Below are 15,019 nucleotides of genomic sequence, written 5' to 3' on the forward strand. Positions count from 1 at the left end.
CGATCGCGCGGGCGGCCTCAGCGGTGGCTCTGGGCAAAGAACTGCCAGATCGTGTCGGTGGCGTTGAGCGCCGTCGACGGTTCGGGGATGCCGGCGAGTTCTGCAAGCGGACTCGGCTGGCCGCCGGGCCATTGGTGGCCGGCGCCGGCCACCGAGATCAATTCGACGGTGCGACCGTCAGGGCATCCGGCCGTCTGGGTGGTCACGCTGCCGGCGCTGGTCGAGGTCGGGGGCCCGCACCCGTCGATGGACCGCCACGTGGCGTTGACCGACTCCACCGAGGGGCCGTCGACGCGTGGATTCCCGTTGACTGCGAAGGCCTTTCCGGGTCCGCCGTTGTAGGGCACCCGGTCGTCGGCGGTGCCGTGAATCTGCAGCACCGATGTCGGTCGCGCTTGGGAGCAATCGGTCAGCAGCGTGCCGGCGACGGGGGCGATCGCGGCGAAGGTGTCGCTCTGGCAGCCCAGCCGCAGCGCCATCATGGCCCCGTTCGACATGCCGGTGGCGTAGACGCGCGCGCGATCGATGGGGATCTCCTCTTCGATGGCCCCCACCATCGCGGTGAGGAATCCGACGTCATCGGTGTTGGCGCGCTGCGGTTCGCCGCAGCAGGTCCCGGCATTCCAGGCGCGGTTGAGCCCGTCGGGATAGGCGACCAGGAAATGCCCGGTGTCCGCCTCGGCGTCCCAGTTGTAGGACCGCTCGGCCTGCGCGCCGTTGCCGAAGCCGCCGTGCAGCATCACCACCAGGGGCGCCGCGTCGGGCAACCCCTGCGGTCGGTACAGGTGGTAGGTCCTGCTGACACCGCCGGAATCGATGGATTGCGTGGACTGCCCGACCGGAATCGGTTGGGCGCCGGGCGTTCCCAACGCATGACCGCCTCCAACGCACCCGCCGAGCACCACGACCAAAATCGATGCGAGACAGACACCGAACCCCCGAGCGCACAGCGATCGCATGAACCCATCGTGGCAGCCGGTCGACATTTTGACAAGTAGCTTGTCAAAATGCTCTCAGGTGGCACACTCTTCCCATGCGACGTGTTACGGACGGCCACTGGAAGCCCACCGTCCCGGCGCTGGTGAACCTGGTGGCCGCCTCGGGCGCGCCCCGCTTACGGGCCGCGTTCGCCGCTGCCGGCCTCGACGGCATCCGGCCGGCGCAGGCGGTTGCGCTGGTTCCGCTGGCGGGCGGCGGCCTGCACGCGTCGGATCTGGCCGACCGGCTCAAAGTGAGTCGTCAGGCAGTGGCCCAGGCGATCGCCGGCCTGGAGCGGCACGGCTATGTCACCCGAGTGGCCGATCCCGAAGACGCCCGGGCCAGGATCATCGAGCTGACGCCACGCGGCCGCCAAGCGCTGCGCGTGATGCGTTCCAACGCAGTTGCTTTGGAGAAGCGGTGGGAACAGCTGCTGGGCCCCCAGCGGCTGGGCGAATTGCGCGACACCCTGCAGACGTTGCTCGCCAGCGAGGCCGACGCGGTGCGCGATTGACACGGCGTAAGTTCGACGCAAGACAATGACAGGAGTCCGCCGTGCCCATCTTCATGGTCGAGCGCAACTTTGCCGAGGACATGGAACCGAGCTTGGAGGTCGCCGACGGCATCAACCGGATCAACGACCTCGAGGGCGTTCGCTGGATGTACTCGTTCCTGTCGGCGGACAAGCGCAAGACCTACTGCCTTTACGAGGCGCCCTCACCCGAGGCCATCAGGACGGCGGCCGCGAGGGCTGGCCTGCCCGCCGACGTGATCGTCGAGGTCCGCGATCGCGTCATGCCCGACGGCAAGCTCTCCGGTATCTGAGGGTCGTCACCCGAGCAGCTCGTGGTCGGCGGCGTACATTGCCGCCTGGGTGCGGTTCGCGGCGCCCGTTTTGATCAGGATGTTGCGCACGTGGTTGGCGGCCGTGTTGGTGCTGATGTAGAGGCGTTCGCCGATCGCGCGATTGCTCAGCCCCTCGGCGAGCAGCCGCAACACCTCGACCTCCCGGTCCGTCAAGCCGTCCGGGCCCGTCACCAGCACCGCATCCACCAGTTCGACGACGCGGTTCTGACCGATTGGCGTGGCGATCGCGCGTGCCTCGTCGGCAAGGCGGCGGGCTTCCTCCGTGCGCCCGCGTGACGCCGCGAACAACGCGTGCCGGGCCAGCGTCTCGGCGATGTGAACCACCGAGCCCATCCGGCGGTCCATCTCGAGCGCCGCGGCGAAATGCCTCTCGGCCGCCTCGGTGTCGCCGTCGAGTGCCGCGATCCGGGCGAGGTAACGGTCGGCGCTGCCGAACAAGGCGACGAATTGGCCGGCGACCAGGTTCTTGGCGGCATAGCGTCCCATGTACGGACGCAGCGAATGCAGAGCCTCGCGGTTGCCGAGCTCCAGCGCCGCCTCGACCATGAACGCCAGCTCCATCGGCCACTGCGCCTCGTCGGTGCGATCGCCGAGTTTTCGGTTGAGCAGATGGTTGAGCGCTCGGGTCATGCCCGCTTCACAGTTGAGCTCGGTGTACAGCGCAAGCAGGCCGGGCACCCAACGTCCGGCGAATGTCTCGCTGCCGTCGATGAACCCGGCGAACCTCTTCAGTTCCGAAGTCTCGCGGCGGATCATGAACATCTGGACGCCGTTGGAACCCGCGGTATCGTCCGCGTCGAACAAATCGCCTGCGCGCAAAGCGATGTCGGCCCATCGTTCGGCGCCGGTGAAGTCGCCGCGCAGATAGGCCAGCGCCTGCTCGACGCACGCACCGACGAACCCGAAGACCGGTTGCCCGATGGCTTTTCCTGCGCGGCGCATGTCCGCGGTCGAGGCGGCCAGGTCGTCGGGCCGGCCGGCCAGGTAACTGACCATGGCGCGAAAGTGCGAGGACGCCCCGAGCACCTCGTAGTCGCGGCGCTCCAGCGCCATGCGGGATACCTCGGCCGATCGCTCCGCCTGGGCTTCGCACAGCTCCGGGGTGAGCCCGTGCCACAGGCTCGTCTTGAGCGTGTGCATCAGCACCGCCTGATCACCGGTGGCCCGCGCGCGGTCGATGGCGTTATTGCCCACCTCGCGCGCTCGCGCCGCCTCCCCGGCGAAGGCCAGCGCGCGCCCAAAGCTGCCGAGTGCCTGCAGGTAGCGCAGGTCGTCGGTCCCCAGCCCGCAGGATTCCAGCGCCGACGCGAGCAGGTCGGCGGCCGTCGAATCCGACTGTCCGCGACGCCAATTCGCTTCCTCGTAGCCGACGGCCGCCCCCAGCCGGATGAGCGGGTCGTCCATCGCGCTCAGGCGTTCATAAATCGCCCGCGACCGCGCGAAATCGCCGGCGCGCACGTGGTTGGCGGCCGCATCGAGGTCCAGCCGCGCCCGATCGGTGCGGCTCAGCTCCGGCAGCGACGCCGCCCGTTCGAACCACCTCGCGGCGTCCTCGTAGGCCAGGCTTTGTTCGGCCATCCGGGCCGCCTGGTGGGCGTACCGCAGCGCCTGCTCGTGGTAGCCGAGCACGTGGGCCCGCAGGTAGTGGTTCGCCAACCGGGGGATGAGCGACGGGTCCGCCCGGCCCTCGAGCGCTTCGGCCGCCCGCGCGTGCATGATCCGCAGCCGGGACGCCGCCATTCCGCCGACCACGGCCTCGCGGGTGAGCGCGTGCACGAACGAGAACTCGCCGTCGGAGTCGCGAACCGGCCGGATCAGGCCGACGCCCTCGGCCGAATCGACCGCCGCCAGCGTCGCGGCGAGATCGGTTTCGCTGGCGGCGATCAGCGCGGGCAGGTCGAACGTCTCGCCGAGCACGGCCGCCTGTTCGATGACGACCCGGACACCGGCGCCCAATCCGCTGAGCCGGCGGGCAATGGCGTCCCCGATCGACGCCGGGACGGTCTGTTGCACACCGAGCGTGCCCAGCCCACCCCGGGCTTCAAGGTCGCCGACCAGCTCGGTCAGGAAGAACGGATTGCCACCGGTCTTGTCGCGCAGCAAGGCGGCGGCCGTGCGCGCCGACGCGGGAGCCAGCTGCTGGGTCCGCCTGACGAACTCGGCGATCGCCTCGGTGTCCAGCCCCGCGAGGTCCAGGCGCCGCACCCCGTCGAAGCGGTGCAGCTCGGCCAGCCGGGTGGTGAGCTCGTCGGAACGGTCCGGTTCGGTCGACCGGAACGTGGCGATCACCAGCATTGCGACGTCGGCGCAGCCGATCACGACGCGTTCGAGCATTACGAGGGTGGGCAGCTGCGCCCAATGCAGGTCATCGAGGATCAACGCGATCGGACTGTCGGCGGCCAGGCGCCGCAGGAAACCCGTCAGGGCGTCGAAAAGTGCCTGCCTGGGCGCCCCGACCTCGTCTGCCGGGCCGATGTCGGGCAAATGCCGATCCACCTGGGTGGACAGCCTGCGCAGTTGCGCTCCGGCGTCGGCCAGGGTGTCGGCCAGCGAGCCTGGCGGGGCCGCGAGCAGCAGCCGGTCCAGCGCCTCGGCGAACGGCGCGTACGGCACGTCCGCGTCGGCCGTCGAGCTCCCGACGAGCACCGGGACGCCGTGGCCGGCCAGCGTTCCGGCCACCTCGGCCGCCAGGCGGGTCTTGCCCGCCCCGGGTTCACCGCCGATGAATACCGCCTGCCGGGTACCGCCTTCGACGCGTTCCCACGCCTGCTCGAACGCGGCAAGCTCCGCCGCGCGGCCGACGAGCGGGCCGCGCCGACGCGCCAGCAATTCCGCCGGAAGGGGTGGTGGCACCCACTGGGCCATGGAATCAAGGTAACCGCGCCGATTTGGCCGGTCGATAGTCAGATCTGACTATCGTTGGAGGCCTGGCAAATGCTTCGTTGTGGTCATGACGCGCGGCCTCGCCGCCTCGTACCGTCGCGGCATCAAACCTGCGAGGCAACCAGAGGAGGTGCGGGCGATGAGCGTGACAACCGCAACCGACGAACTACGCGGCCGGTTCGGGGCACAGGTGATCCTGCCCCACGACGCCGGATACGACGAGGCCCGTGCGCTGCACAACGCCATGATCGACAAGCGGCCCGCGGTGATCGTGCGCTGCGGAACCACCGGCGACATCGTCAGCGCCCTCGAGTTCGCCAGGGCGTCGAAGCTGGAGGTTGCCGTCCGCGGGGGCGGCCACAACGGTCCCGGCTTCGGTTGCGTCGAGGGCGGTCTCGTCATCGACCTGTCGCCGATGAACCGCGTCCACGTGGACCCCGATCGGCGGACCGCCCGCGTCCAGGGCGGGGCGACGTGGGCGCAGGTGGACGCCGCGACCTACGCGCACGGCCTGGCGACGCCGTCGGGCATCATCTCGAGCACCGGCGTCGGTGGGCTGACCCTGGGCGGCGGCCACGGCTACCTGACCCGCAAGTACGGCCTGACCATCGACAACCTGCTGGAGGCGGAGGTCGTGCTGGCCGACGGCCGGGTGGTGACGGCGTCCGAATCCGAGCACCCCGACCTGTTCTGGGCGCTACGCGGTGGCGGCGGAAACTTCGGCGTGGTCAGCTCGTTCACGTTCCGCCTGCACCGGGAGCACACCGTGCTGTGCGGCCCTACGGCGTGGCCCGCATCGGCCACCGCCGACATCCTCAGCTGGTACCGGGACTTCCTGCCCGCCCAGGACGAGGACCTCTACGGCTTCTTCGCGACCATGACCGTCCCGCCGGCGCCGCCGTTCCCCGAGGCGTTCCACCTGCACAAGGCGTGCGCGGTGATCTGGTGCTACACCGGCGATCCCGCCGGAGCCGATGAGGCGTTCGCGCCGGTCCGCCAGATGCGGCCGGCCTTCGAGGGCCTCATGGCGGCGCCCTATCCCGCGCTGAACTCCACCTTCGATGCGCTGTATCCCAAAGGGCTGCAATGGTATTGGCGCGGCGACTTCATCCGCACGATCCCTGACGCCGCCGTCGCGGCCCATGCCCGCTTCACCGAGGAGCTGCCGACGATGCACTCCACGATGCACCTCTACCCGATCGACGGCGCGGTGCACCGGGTCGGCCAGACCGACACCCCCTGGGCCTACCGCGATGTGAACTTCTCTCAGGTCATCGCGGGCGTCGACCCGGACCCGGCCAACGCCGAGGCGTTGAAGCGCTGGACGAAGGAGTACTGGGAAGCCATCCACCCGTACTCGGCCGGCGGCGCCTACGTCAACTTCATGATGGACGAGGGCCAGGACCGGGTCCGCGCCACCTACGGCCCGAATTACCAGCGGCTCAGCGAGATCAAGGCCGTATACGATCCGGCCAACGTGTTCCACATCAACCAGAACATCCTGCCGGCCGGGTGACACAATCGGGTGTGCGACCGCGTCGCGGTACGACGCCTTGGGCTCAAGTGGAGCCTTGACCTCGCGGGAGGGCACCGCCGGTGATAATCCGTGATGTCGAGGTGGACGCCGTCGCCGACTTGGCGCTTTCACCCCCGCGCGCGGCGTTGGCCACGTTCGGCGACGACGAAATCGCCGTGTTGCCAGTGCGCGTCGCCCTCGAAGCGCCCGCCGACCCTGCGGCATCGCCGCGCATCGTGCGGGTGCCCGAGGGTGCTCCGGGCCTGGCCGGTCGCAATGTCGTGGTGGTCGCCGACGACGGCCCGCAGTGGTTTCGACTGCGCTCGTTGACCGTGAGGGGGATCGCCGAGCCCCTGGGCGAGGGTACGTATCGCGTCGTGCCGACGAAGGTCGTGGCGTGGGACTACGGGTCGCTGCGCAACGTAGCCACCCCGCCGGGGGGCTCGCCTGTGCGAGCGCCATCGTTTTCGGTCGGTGAAGAACCGCCGGTCGGCCCATTCCGCTCGCCGAATCTCCAAGCGGCGGTTCGTGATTCGCGGGTGATGATACTTGCCAGCCGTTCGGCGAAGGGCACGCCGTTCGCGGTGCCGCTGTGGTTCGTCACCCACCGCGGCCGCATCTATGCGACGACGTCGGCGTCATCCTGGACGGTGCGCAACGTTGCGGCCGCCCCGCAGGTGGCCCTGCTGCTCGGCGGCGAGGGCTCCGACGACGGCAATCGGCTTCTGGTGCGCGGCCACGCGCGATCGGTCCGCGGCGCGCCGCCGCCGGCGGTGATGGCCCGGCTCGCCTGGCTCTACTACCTGCAACCCCGATTCGCGGCGGTAGAACTCAGTCACATGCGGCTGTGGCCGCTGCGCATGCGGTATTACCTGCAGTCGCGGGCCGCGTACATCGTGATCACGCCCGAGGCGGCTACCGAATGGCAGATGCCGTGAGGTGGCAACTGGCTTGCGTGGCTTCCGGGCTGATCTGCTACGACGCGCTGGTTCGACCCTCACTGCTGGATTGGGGCGCCACCGACGCAGAGCGCCAGATGCAGTTGCCTGGCGATGACATCGTCCAGGACGTCATGCGTCATCACACCCGCGCCGTGACCATCGACGCGCCGCCGGCAGCGGTCTGGCCATGGCTGGTACAGATTGGTGACCATCGGGCGGGCTTCTACAGCTACGACTGGGTCGAGCGTTTCCTCTTCGCCGGGACGGTGCACTACGTCGAGGGACGTCACTCGGCCACTCGCATCCATCCCGAACTGCAGAAGATCGAGATCGGTGACCGGATCAATACCGGGTCGGTTGGTTCCCTGCAAATCGGAAGCCCGGTGACGGTTCTCGAACCCGAGCGGGCCCTGGTCATCGGAACGTGGGCGTTCGTGTTGTTGCCGCTGACTGCAAACCGCACCCGATTGCTCGTTCGCGAACGGGATGCCGGGTGGTTGCGGCTGCTGGCCCCCCAGCGCTTTGCGCTGCTCCGCGCACTGGGCGGAATCATCGACTACACGGTGGGTGAACCGTTGCATTTTGCGATGGTCCGCAAGATGATGCTGGGCATCAAACAACGCGCAGAGACTGCGCAGCCTGACCCGTAGTTGTGCTGGACCGCAAGATGTTTCGTACCTGCGCCCGCCTGAGCCGATTCACGCTGCGTCCGTTGTCGCACGGACTGGACGTATCCGTGGAAAGAGGAGACCGGTTCGGGATTTGTATGCCGCAAAGCCGGGATGATGTGCCATCGACTGATCCTTCTTGATCATGTTGCGTACGAAGAACCCGAAGATCCACGCCGCGTTCACCACGAAAGGTATTGGGTTCCAGGAGATGACGGCGAAGCCGAGGTAGGTCAGGATCTCGCCCAGATAGTTCGGATTCCGTGTACGGGTGAACAGGCCATCCTCGATGAGTCCGGGACGGAGTTTCAGCGTGTAGTACTTTTGTGCGTCCGAAACATAGTGCAAAAAGATCCCGAATACGTAGACCGTGACGCCAGCGCACACGGCGGCGCCGGGCACGTCGGGTTTGAGCCACGCCAACAGGATTGGCGCCGCGTAGTAGCCGGCGAGCGGCAGGAAGACGAACATGATCCCGACCCAGATGGCCACTTTTTCGGCGAACCGCTCGTCGGGATAGGTGCGCCCCTTGATGAGCCACAGGATCGAGTAGCTCCCGTGCATCGCCAGGTAGAGCCACATCGCCGTGCCGTAGTTGGCGAAGGTAATCATCGCTGCCACCGTCACCGGGATGACGAGGGCTTTGTGCAGGTTGATGAAGAAGCCGGTGGGTTTCATGGAGTCCTCGTGCGAGGTAACCGGGTGAGTACTACTGCTGGATAGTAATACTATCCAACGAGTACGACAAGTACTAGCCGGGCGTGCGCCCACCGCGGCGGCAGGAGGAATGACTGTGCGGGTGTCCGAATTGGCCGAGCAAACGGGTGTGTCGGTCGCAACCGTGAAGTACTACATACGCGAGGGCATGCTGGCCGCGGGCGATCCGGGGGGTCCGCGGCGCGCGACATACGACAGCTCCCACGCGCAACGCATCCATCTGATCAAGGCATTGACCGGCCCAGCGGGGCTATCGGTGACTCAGGCCAAATCCATCTTGCAGATCATCGACGCGCCCAAGGTCGCGATTGTCGATCGCCTCGCCAGCGCCACACGAGTGCTGGCCGACGCCGACGTGGATATCGACGCCAAGTCGTACCCACGCGCGGAGGAGGTCATCGGTTGGCTTGGCGAGCCGTACCGGGCCGAGCCGCCCGCGGTCGCTCTTCTCGAGAGTGCGCTCCAAGCGGTCGAAGCGGCCGGCTTTCGGCTGCACCGGGAGCAGTTCGCCACCTACGGCGAACACATGCTTGCCGTCGCCGCCAGCGAAACCGCCAACATCCCACACGACCCCGCAGAAGCCGTTCAATATGCGGTGCTTGGGACCGTACTTTTCGAACCCGTGCTCACCGCGATCCGCCGACTGGCCCAGCAGAGCCTGGTGAGACGGGGCCTCAACGCCTGACGAAACAAGTCGGCCATGTGCCGGTCGTCCTATCGGTAAAGGACCAGTGACTCTAGGGGGCCGCGGACGCCTGAGTCGACAATCGCGCTATGTCGACTGTTCGGGCGGAACGCATGCTGATCGAAGCGTCAATGCCGGCGTGCGACGCCATGATCGCCGAGCACGTGGTGGTAGCGGCTGACCCTGCGGTTACTTTCCGGGCGGCACGGTCCCTGGACCTCCTTACCGTGCGCACGCCGCTGTTGACGGTGTCGATGTGGATCCGCGCCTTGCCTGAGCGGTTGCTGGGCAAGCCCGTCCCGACTCCACCGAGGCTGGTGGTGACCGACTTCGACCTACCGGGCTGGTTATCCCTTGGCGAAGAGCCGGACCGCGAGATCGTTTTCGGCGCGGTGGGAAAGTTCTGGCGGCCGATCATCGAATGGCGCGACGTGGCGCCAGCGGACTTCGCCGGCTTCGCCGAACCCGGATGGGGAAAGATCGCCGCGAACTTCTCGGTGGCGCCCTACGGCGAGAGCCACACGCTGCTCAGCTACCAATGCCGAACGGTCACAACAGATCCGGATTCCCGTCGGGCTTTCGTGCGCTACTGGTGGCTGGTCCGGCCATTCGTCAAACACATCATGCGCGCGACGCTGCGCGCGATCCAGGCCGACGCCGAGGCGGCGGCGATAGACAGGAGTCGGTGATGCGAGTTCTGGTGGTTTACGGATCGAAGCGGGGCGGGACCGCGGGACTGGCCGCGATGATCGGCGACGCGCTGACCGAGGCGGGATTCGAGGCGGTCGTGAGCCCGGCCAAGGACGTCGGTGGACCAGGCGGCTTCGATGCGGTGATCGTGGCTGGCGCCCTGTACGCCTACCGATGGCACCGAAACGCGCGACGATTCGTGCGCAAGAACGCCTCGGCGTTGCGCGGGTTGCCCGTCTGGTTCGTCAGCAGCGGGCCTTTGGACGACTCGGCCGAAGAGCGCGACATCCCACCCACAGCGCAGGTCGCGAAGCTGATGCGCCGGGTGAATGCCCGCGGGCACGTTACCTTCGGTGGCCGGCTAGAACCGGACGCAACGGGTTTTCCGGCCAGTGCGATGGCCAAGAAAAGTGCGGGCGATTGGCGCAGCCCGACGCACGTGCGGCGCTGGGTCACGACCGTCGTCAAAGAACTCGACCGGCCGACGATCACCCACCGGTCATAATCATCGGGTGATGGAAGATCCCCATATCTACCGCCGCCTCGCGCTGCTCGAACAGCAGGTGCGCCTGCTGTCGGATCGGCTCGGGGTTCCGTGCCCGACGTTCGGCAGCGACGTGGGCGCCACATCGGGTGTGCTGGAGAACGGTGTGCCCTCGGAAGTCGTCGCCCTCGCCCGCTCCGGGAACGCCATTGCCGCGATCAAGTTGTATCGCGAGCTGACCGGCGCGGGTTTACGCGAGGCGAAAGACATCGTCGACAACCTGTAGGTCGGCTACTGCCGGCGAAAAGCACCGTTCATCCGCCGCTTGAAGGCGCGATCGAAACGCCGGTAGCCGCGGCGCAAGTCGTGACCGGGCCAGTCGTCCACTGCGAGTTCGGCGGGCAGCAGCGGGTCGAGCTGAAGATGGCGCACCACCGCGATCGACAGCGCGAACTCGTAGGTGAAGCTTTCGGTCGAATCGTCAGGCGTGTCGGCGGCGAGCGCGGCATCCATGGCCTCGATGAGCGCCCGCGCGTTGTCGGCCCATTCGTCTAGGGAGAACAGCGCTCGCACGTGCGCGGCCGTGATGTCGGTGGCGGCGCCGTGAAAGCGGGTGCACTGCTGGTCCAGAACGGCCGTGAGTGCCGGAAACCGTTGCGGATCAAGGTTGTCCGGGCGGATCCAGACGCCCTCTCGCAGTTCGGCCAGGTGCAGGGCCGTCGCGGCCCTTCTCAGCTCCAGGCGATCGGTCGCCGATCTGCGCTCCAGCGCGACGATCGCGAGTTCCCACGTTCCGTCCCATCGACGCGTGGCCGTGCCGTCGATCCGGGCGGCCTCGTCGACGCGCTGGCGCCGCTCCGACAGCCGGCCGGCGAGCGCGTAACTGCCGTCGTCGGTCGTCAATTCACCGGCGGACACCATCCGCCACAGGCACGTACGGGTAGCGCCGGGGCTGATGCCGAACAGCGAGGCAATCGCCACCAGTTCCGCCACCGTGAGGCGGCCCCGGTCGGACCCCAGCAACGCGGACGCCAGCACGGAGCGTGCGCTCAGCGGGCGGCTATCGATCAGGCCGCTCGCTCGGGATCGGGGGAGGGCAGGCACGGCTGACCACGGTATCACTAAATCATTGACACGTGACACGCATAGTGTGAGACTGGCACGCATGAGCTTGCCGACAAGTCGGTGCTCGCCGACGACGTGGAGATCGTCCGGCGCGTCCTTGCCCATATCGACGCCGGTACCACCGACGAGGGTGACGCCTGGCGCGAGCCGGTCGAAAACTATTTGAGCCCAAGTCGATTCGCCGAGGAGCTCCGTTTGCTTCGCGCGATGCCGAGCGTCTTCGTTCCCTCGGCAGCGATCCCCAACCCGGGCGACCACGTCGAACGGACCGCCTTCGGCGTGCCGCTGTTCGCCGTGCGGGGGCGCGACCGCCGGGCGCGGGTGTTCCGCAACGCGTGCCGGCATCGCGGTTTCGCGCTCATCGAGGAGGCCGGCTGCTCGCACGCCCTGGTGTGTCGCTACCACGGCTGGACATATCGGCTGGATGGCTCGCTCTCGCATGTGCCGCACTCCGAGGCTTTCCCCGGTCTCGACATGGCGACCCGTGGCTTGGTCGAGGTGCCCAGCCACGAGGTGGACGGTCTCATCGTCATCGGCGCGCTCGACTCCTCGGGCGCGGGCCCGGGACACGATGTCGACGATGCGATGGCCTGGCTCACGGACGGGAATCCGTGGCGTGACAAAGTTTTGCCGTTCGAACGGCTGGTCTACGTGGAATCGACTCCGCGAGCGATGAACTGGAAGGTGCTTGCCGAGCAGTTTCTGGAGGGTTATCACATCCGATCGACGCACAAGAACACCTTCTATCCTTTGCAATACGATGATCTCAACGTGGTCGAGAAATTCGGCCCAAATAGCCGTATCACGTTCCCGTACCGCAACATCGAACGGCTGCGCGAGCGTCCGGAGAGCGCTTGGACGATCGACGCGCGGGTGACGCTTTTGTATCAGCTGTTTCCCAACGTTATGTTGGCGACGTTCCCAGACCTGATATCCATGGTTGTGCTCGACCCAGTGGACGTCGACCACACCGCGGTAACGGTGTATTCGATGGTGAGGCCCGAGGTCGCCGAGCGGGAGTCGCTCGACCGACCGAGCACTCTGGTGGGGGCGGGAAGCCTCATTGGAACCGGTCTCGTCGAGGACAACGAGATGTCCGAGGGCGTGCAGCGTGGGCTGCGTTCGGGCGCTAACGAATTCGTGGAATTCGGTCGGCACGAGAGCGCGATCGGCCACTTTCACGCCACGCTTGATGAGCGCCTTGCCGCGATGGCCCGCTAGGAGTCGAACGGCGCCATCCGTACGGCCAGCGGCAGCCCACACCGAACCAGGAGCCCGAAGCGTCCCCTCGGCACCGCGGCCGCCTCCGCGCGCGCCATGCCGATCAGCTCGCTCTTGAAATCGCCTCGCGGATAACGCCGCAACACCGCCTCGACGTTGCGGGGAGCGACGTCCCATATCCGCAGTCCGGCGCCGTCGACCATCGCGCCCCATTGCAGATAGCAGCCGATCGGGCCGTCCGTGTCGACCTTGACGCCCGGCGTCGTGTGCACGCAGATGCCATCCGCGAGCAATTGCGCGCGTTCGTCGTTCAGCCCGGCGGCGGTGGCGCACGAGAGCAGCCGCTCGACGCTGGCAAGCGTGAAATCGCGGTCGGGCGTTGGGTTCACGATTCCGTAGTCGTGCAGGAGCGAGCCGCAATAGAAGAGCTCGTCATCCAATTCGCACCCGTCGAGGCTCGCAAGCGCCCGACCGAACAACCATGTCCGGTAGGAGTGCCCCTGAAGGCCCGCCGGCAATTCCGCGCACACCTGCTCGGCCTCGCGCGCGAACCGGCTATCGGGGATCGGGAACGCCGCCACATCGACGCGCTCGGCCCCGGACGGAAGCCGGCCCAGCGCGAGCTTGGCCCGGCCCACCGCGTTCTGCCACTGACCCACCGCGATCGCCACGAAAAGCCGGCGCCGCTCGGCGGCCGACAGCCGACCACCGGTGCGACGGACCCAGGCAAGGCCGCCAAGCCGCTGTGGATCCGGCCCCTGCACTGCTACGGCGTTTTGAGGAAGACGTCGTTGAGGGTGACCGTGCGCAGGTCCCGGTCGCGGATGATGTCGACGAGTTGCGGATAGACGTGCGTGACCGGCGGATGGTTGAGGTGGCCGATCACGATGGACTGCGGGGTGAAGTACTGATCGGCCATCTTCACGATGTAGTCCTCGTGGATGAGCGTGGAATCCGACAGCGACCCCGACCACAAGGTCGGCACGGTGTAGCCGAGGTCGGCGGCCACCGCGTCAACGGCGGCGTTGCGCTTCGCGTACGGCGGCCGCCAGTACGGTTTCGCGCCGATGCCGTAGGTCTTCTTCAAGAATTGGTCGTTGCGGGTGAGCTGCTGGGCGATCTGGTCCTTGGGCAGCGTGGTCAGGTCCGGGTGCGACCAGGTGTGGTTGCCCAGTTGGATCTGCCCGGAGTCGACCAGCGGCCGCAGCAGGTCCAGGTTCTCCGTCCAGGAGTCGTAAACCCCGTTGACGAAGAACGTCAGCCGGATCCCGGTGTCCTTGGCGAACTGCGTGTAGGCGCGCACCACTTCGCTGTTGACGCCGTCATCGACGGTCAGCGCGAGCAGATCGCCCTCTCCGGGGATCTTGGTCAGCGCGCCGCCGCCCGGCAGCGCGATGCGCGCGCTCGGCGGCGGGGGCGGCAACAGGGCCGACGGGGCCGTGGGGCCGGAGGTGGCGACGTTCGCTGGAGGCGCCTGGGCGAACGTGCGGGGTTGTGGGTCGACGACCAGGCGGGCGGCGCCCACGCCGGCCACGGTGGCGGCGGCCAGCGCCCCCAGGAAGCGGCGCCGGCTCAGCTCCGGCGCGGTGCCGCCCCCCAAGCCCGGGAACGGCGTGCGGTTCCTCTCGGGTCTTTTGCGGTGGGATGTCGGCACACGCGACCCGGTACCCCGGGTACCTGTGTTGCCAAACTCCGCCGCCACAGCAGCGAACGGTACCAGTGCCGGTTTCAATACGCCGGGTTCGTTACAGGAGGTTCAGCTGTGAATTGGGGCTCGAAAAGGTAACGGTGTTGCGTAGCTGGCGTCAATGCGGCGCGCCGCCGCCGCGCCGCGGCAATTCGACGGGCTCGGTGCCGGGAGTCCCCAGCGTCCCGGCCAACCAGGGCAACGACGCGGCGAATGCCTGCGCGGCGAACGGCCAGTCGTGCCTGCCGGGCTGGGTGACCACCGCGCAGGTGATCCCGTTGGCGGTCGCGACGTCGCACAGCGCGTTGGCGGCGGCGTCCTGGCCTTCGGGGTTGGCGGCCGGGTCGGCGCTGGGACCTGCGATGGCGGAGTTGGCTTCCTCGGCGACGGCGTGCGGGCCGGGCGAGGAGGGAACGTCGAACCACCCCGACAGCCCGGTGTAGTGGCCGTGCCGGGTCATGACGGTGGTGGGATCAAAGGCGGCCCAGGCGGCGCCGTCGCCGCCGAACAACCGGGCGATGGTCTGGTCCTTCGACCCGATGCTGGGGCTGCGGTCG

Annotated in this window: 16 protein-coding genes and 1 pseudogene; 10 read left to right on the plus strand and 7 right to left on the minus strand. The window is 67.8% G+C overall.

The features are described 5' to 3' along the window. Positions 1 to 17: 17 nt before the first annotated feature. The gene (locus A5706_RS09560) at positions 18 to 959 is read right to left on the minus strand and encodes a PHB depolymerase family esterase (protein ID WP_068129466.1); all 942 of its coding nucleotides are present in this window, start codon (positions 957 to 959) and stop codon (positions 18 to 20) included. Between the two features lie 74 nt (positions 960 to 1,033). Here A5706_RS09560 and A5706_RS09565 point away from each other — a divergent pair, with 74 nt between their 5' ends. Together A5706_RS09565 and A5706_RS09570 are read left to right on the plus strand one after the other, a co-directional pair. After that, positions 1,034 to 1,492 (plus strand): MarR family winged helix-turn-helix transcriptional regulator, encoded by a 459-nt coding sequence (locus tag A5706_RS09565; protein ID WP_068129439.1) that lies wholly within the window; start codon positions 1,034 to 1,036, stop codon positions 1,490 to 1,492. A 41-nt stretch (positions 1,493 to 1,533) separates the two neighbouring features. Further along, complete coding sequence (locus A5706_RS09570; protein ID WP_068129440.1) at positions 1,534 to 1,803, plus strand: DUF4242 domain-containing protein; 270 nt, start codon at positions 1,534 to 1,536, stop codon at positions 1,801 to 1,803. A 6-nt stretch (positions 1,804 to 1,809) separates the two neighbouring features. On the opposite strand, the gene A5706_RS34935 is transcribed toward A5706_RS09570, so the two are convergent. Then, positions 1,810 to 4,710: a helix-turn-helix transcriptional regulator gene (locus tag A5706_RS34935; RefSeq protein WP_068129442.1), complete on the minus strand. Its 2,901-nt coding sequence runs from the start codon at positions 4,708 to 4,710 to the stop codon at positions 1,810 to 1,812. A 157-nt stretch (positions 4,711 to 4,867) separates the two neighbouring features. On the opposite strand from A5706_RS34935, the gene A5706_RS09580 reads away from it, so the two are divergent. The 3 genes from A5706_RS09580 (at position 4,868) to A5706_RS09590 (ending at position 7,835) form a co-directional block, all read left to right on the plus strand. Beyond that, on the plus strand, positions 4,868 to 6,244 hold the full coding sequence (locus A5706_RS09580) for an FAD-binding oxidoreductase (protein WP_068129467.1): 1,377 nt from the start codon (positions 4,868 to 4,870) through the stop codon (positions 6,242 to 6,244). Between the two features lie 80 nt (positions 6,245 to 6,324). Then, positions 6,325 to 7,182 carry a pyridoxamine 5'-phosphate oxidase family protein gene (locus A5706_RS34185; RefSeq protein ID WP_231985143.1) on the plus strand — a complete coding sequence of 286 codons (858 nt, stop codon included), beginning with the start codon at positions 6,325 to 6,327 and terminating at the stop codon, positions 7,180 to 7,182. Continuing rightward, the gene (locus A5706_RS09590; protein ID WP_068129444.1) at positions 7,167 to 7,835 is read left to right on the plus strand and encodes a hypothetical protein; all 669 of its coding nucleotides are present in this window, start codon (positions 7,167 to 7,169) and stop codon (positions 7,833 to 7,835) included. The genes A5706_RS34185 and A5706_RS09590 overlap by 16 nt, the downstream gene beginning before the upstream one ends. 48 nt (positions 7,836 to 7,883) lie before the next feature. On the opposite strand, the gene A5706_RS09595 is transcribed toward A5706_RS09590, so the two are convergent. Beyond that, positions 7,884 to 8,531, minus strand: coding sequence for a DUF1295 domain-containing protein (locus A5706_RS09595; RefSeq protein WP_068129446.1), 648 nt, complete (start codon positions 8,529 to 8,531; stop codon positions 7,884 to 7,886). Between the two features lie 109 nt (positions 8,532 to 8,640). On the opposite strand from A5706_RS09595, the gene A5706_RS09600 reads away from it, so the two are divergent. The 4 genes from A5706_RS09600 to A5706_RS09615 all read left to right on the plus strand — a co-directional run bounded on the left by A5706_RS09600 (position 8,641) and on the right by A5706_RS09615 (position 10,715). Next, the gene (locus A5706_RS09600) at positions 8,641 to 9,255 is read left to right on the plus strand and encodes a MerR family transcriptional regulator (RefSeq protein ID WP_082964275.1); all 615 of its coding nucleotides are present in this window, start codon (positions 8,641 to 8,643) and stop codon (positions 9,253 to 9,255) included. An 89-nt stretch (positions 9,256 to 9,344) separates the two neighbouring features. Next, complete coding sequence (locus A5706_RS33505) at positions 9,345 to 9,944, plus strand: hypothetical protein (RefSeq protein WP_197517797.1); 600 nt, start codon at positions 9,345 to 9,347, stop codon at positions 9,942 to 9,944. Beyond that, positions 9,944 to 10,450, plus strand: a complete 507-nt coding sequence (locus A5706_RS09610) for a flavodoxin domain-containing protein (protein WP_068129450.1) — start codon at positions 9,944 to 9,946, stop codon at positions 10,448 to 10,450. Before A5706_RS33505 ends, A5706_RS09610 begins: the two co-directional genes overlap by 1 nt. 10 nt (positions 10,451 to 10,460) lie before the next feature. Continuing rightward, complete coding sequence (locus tag A5706_RS09615) at positions 10,461 to 10,715, plus strand: ribosomal protein L7/L12 (protein ID WP_068111648.1); 255 nt, start codon at positions 10,461 to 10,463, stop codon at positions 10,713 to 10,715. A gap of 5 nt (positions 10,716 to 10,720) precedes the next feature. Here A5706_RS09615 and A5706_RS09620 read toward each other — a convergent pair whose 3' ends face one another. Continuing rightward, positions 10,721 to 11,533: a PaaX family transcriptional regulator C-terminal domain-containing protein gene (locus A5706_RS09620; RefSeq protein WP_068129452.1), complete on the minus strand. Its 813-nt coding sequence runs from the start codon at positions 11,531 to 11,533 to the stop codon at positions 10,721 to 10,723. Between the two features lie 81 nt (positions 11,534 to 11,614). On the opposite strand from A5706_RS09620, the gene A5706_RS09625 reads away from it, so the two are divergent. Next, positions 11,615 to 12,775, plus strand: coding sequence for an SRPBCC family protein (locus A5706_RS09625; protein WP_068129454.1), 1,161 nt, complete (start codon positions 11,615 to 11,617; stop codon positions 12,773 to 12,775). On the opposite strand, the gene A5706_RS09630 is transcribed toward A5706_RS09625, so the two are convergent. From A5706_RS09630 to A5706_RS33510, 3 genes and pseudogenes are all read right to left on the minus strand, one after another. Then, positions 12,772 to 13,539 (minus strand): hypothetical protein, encoded by a 768-nt coding sequence (locus A5706_RS09630; protein WP_068129457.1) that lies wholly within the window; start codon positions 13,537 to 13,539, stop codon positions 12,772 to 12,774. The two genes, A5706_RS09625 and A5706_RS09630, sit on opposite strands and share 4 nt — an antisense overlap. Positions 13,540 to 13,541: 2 nt before the next feature. After that, positions 13,542 to 14,351, minus strand: a complete 810-nt coding sequence (locus A5706_RS09635) for a polysaccharide deacetylase family protein (RefSeq protein WP_068129482.1) — start codon at positions 14,349 to 14,351, stop codon at positions 13,542 to 13,544. A 229-nt stretch (positions 14,352 to 14,580) separates the two neighbouring features. After that, positions 14,581 to 15,019, minus strand: a pseudogene (locus A5706_RS33510) (esterase family protein); the annotation flags it as partial.

Origin of the sequence: Mycobacterium sp. E796, assembly GCF_001672815.1 — a bacterium.
In the GTDB taxonomy this organism is placed as follows: domain Bacteria; phylum Actinomycetota; class Actinomycetes; order Mycobacteriales; family Mycobacteriaceae; genus Mycobacterium.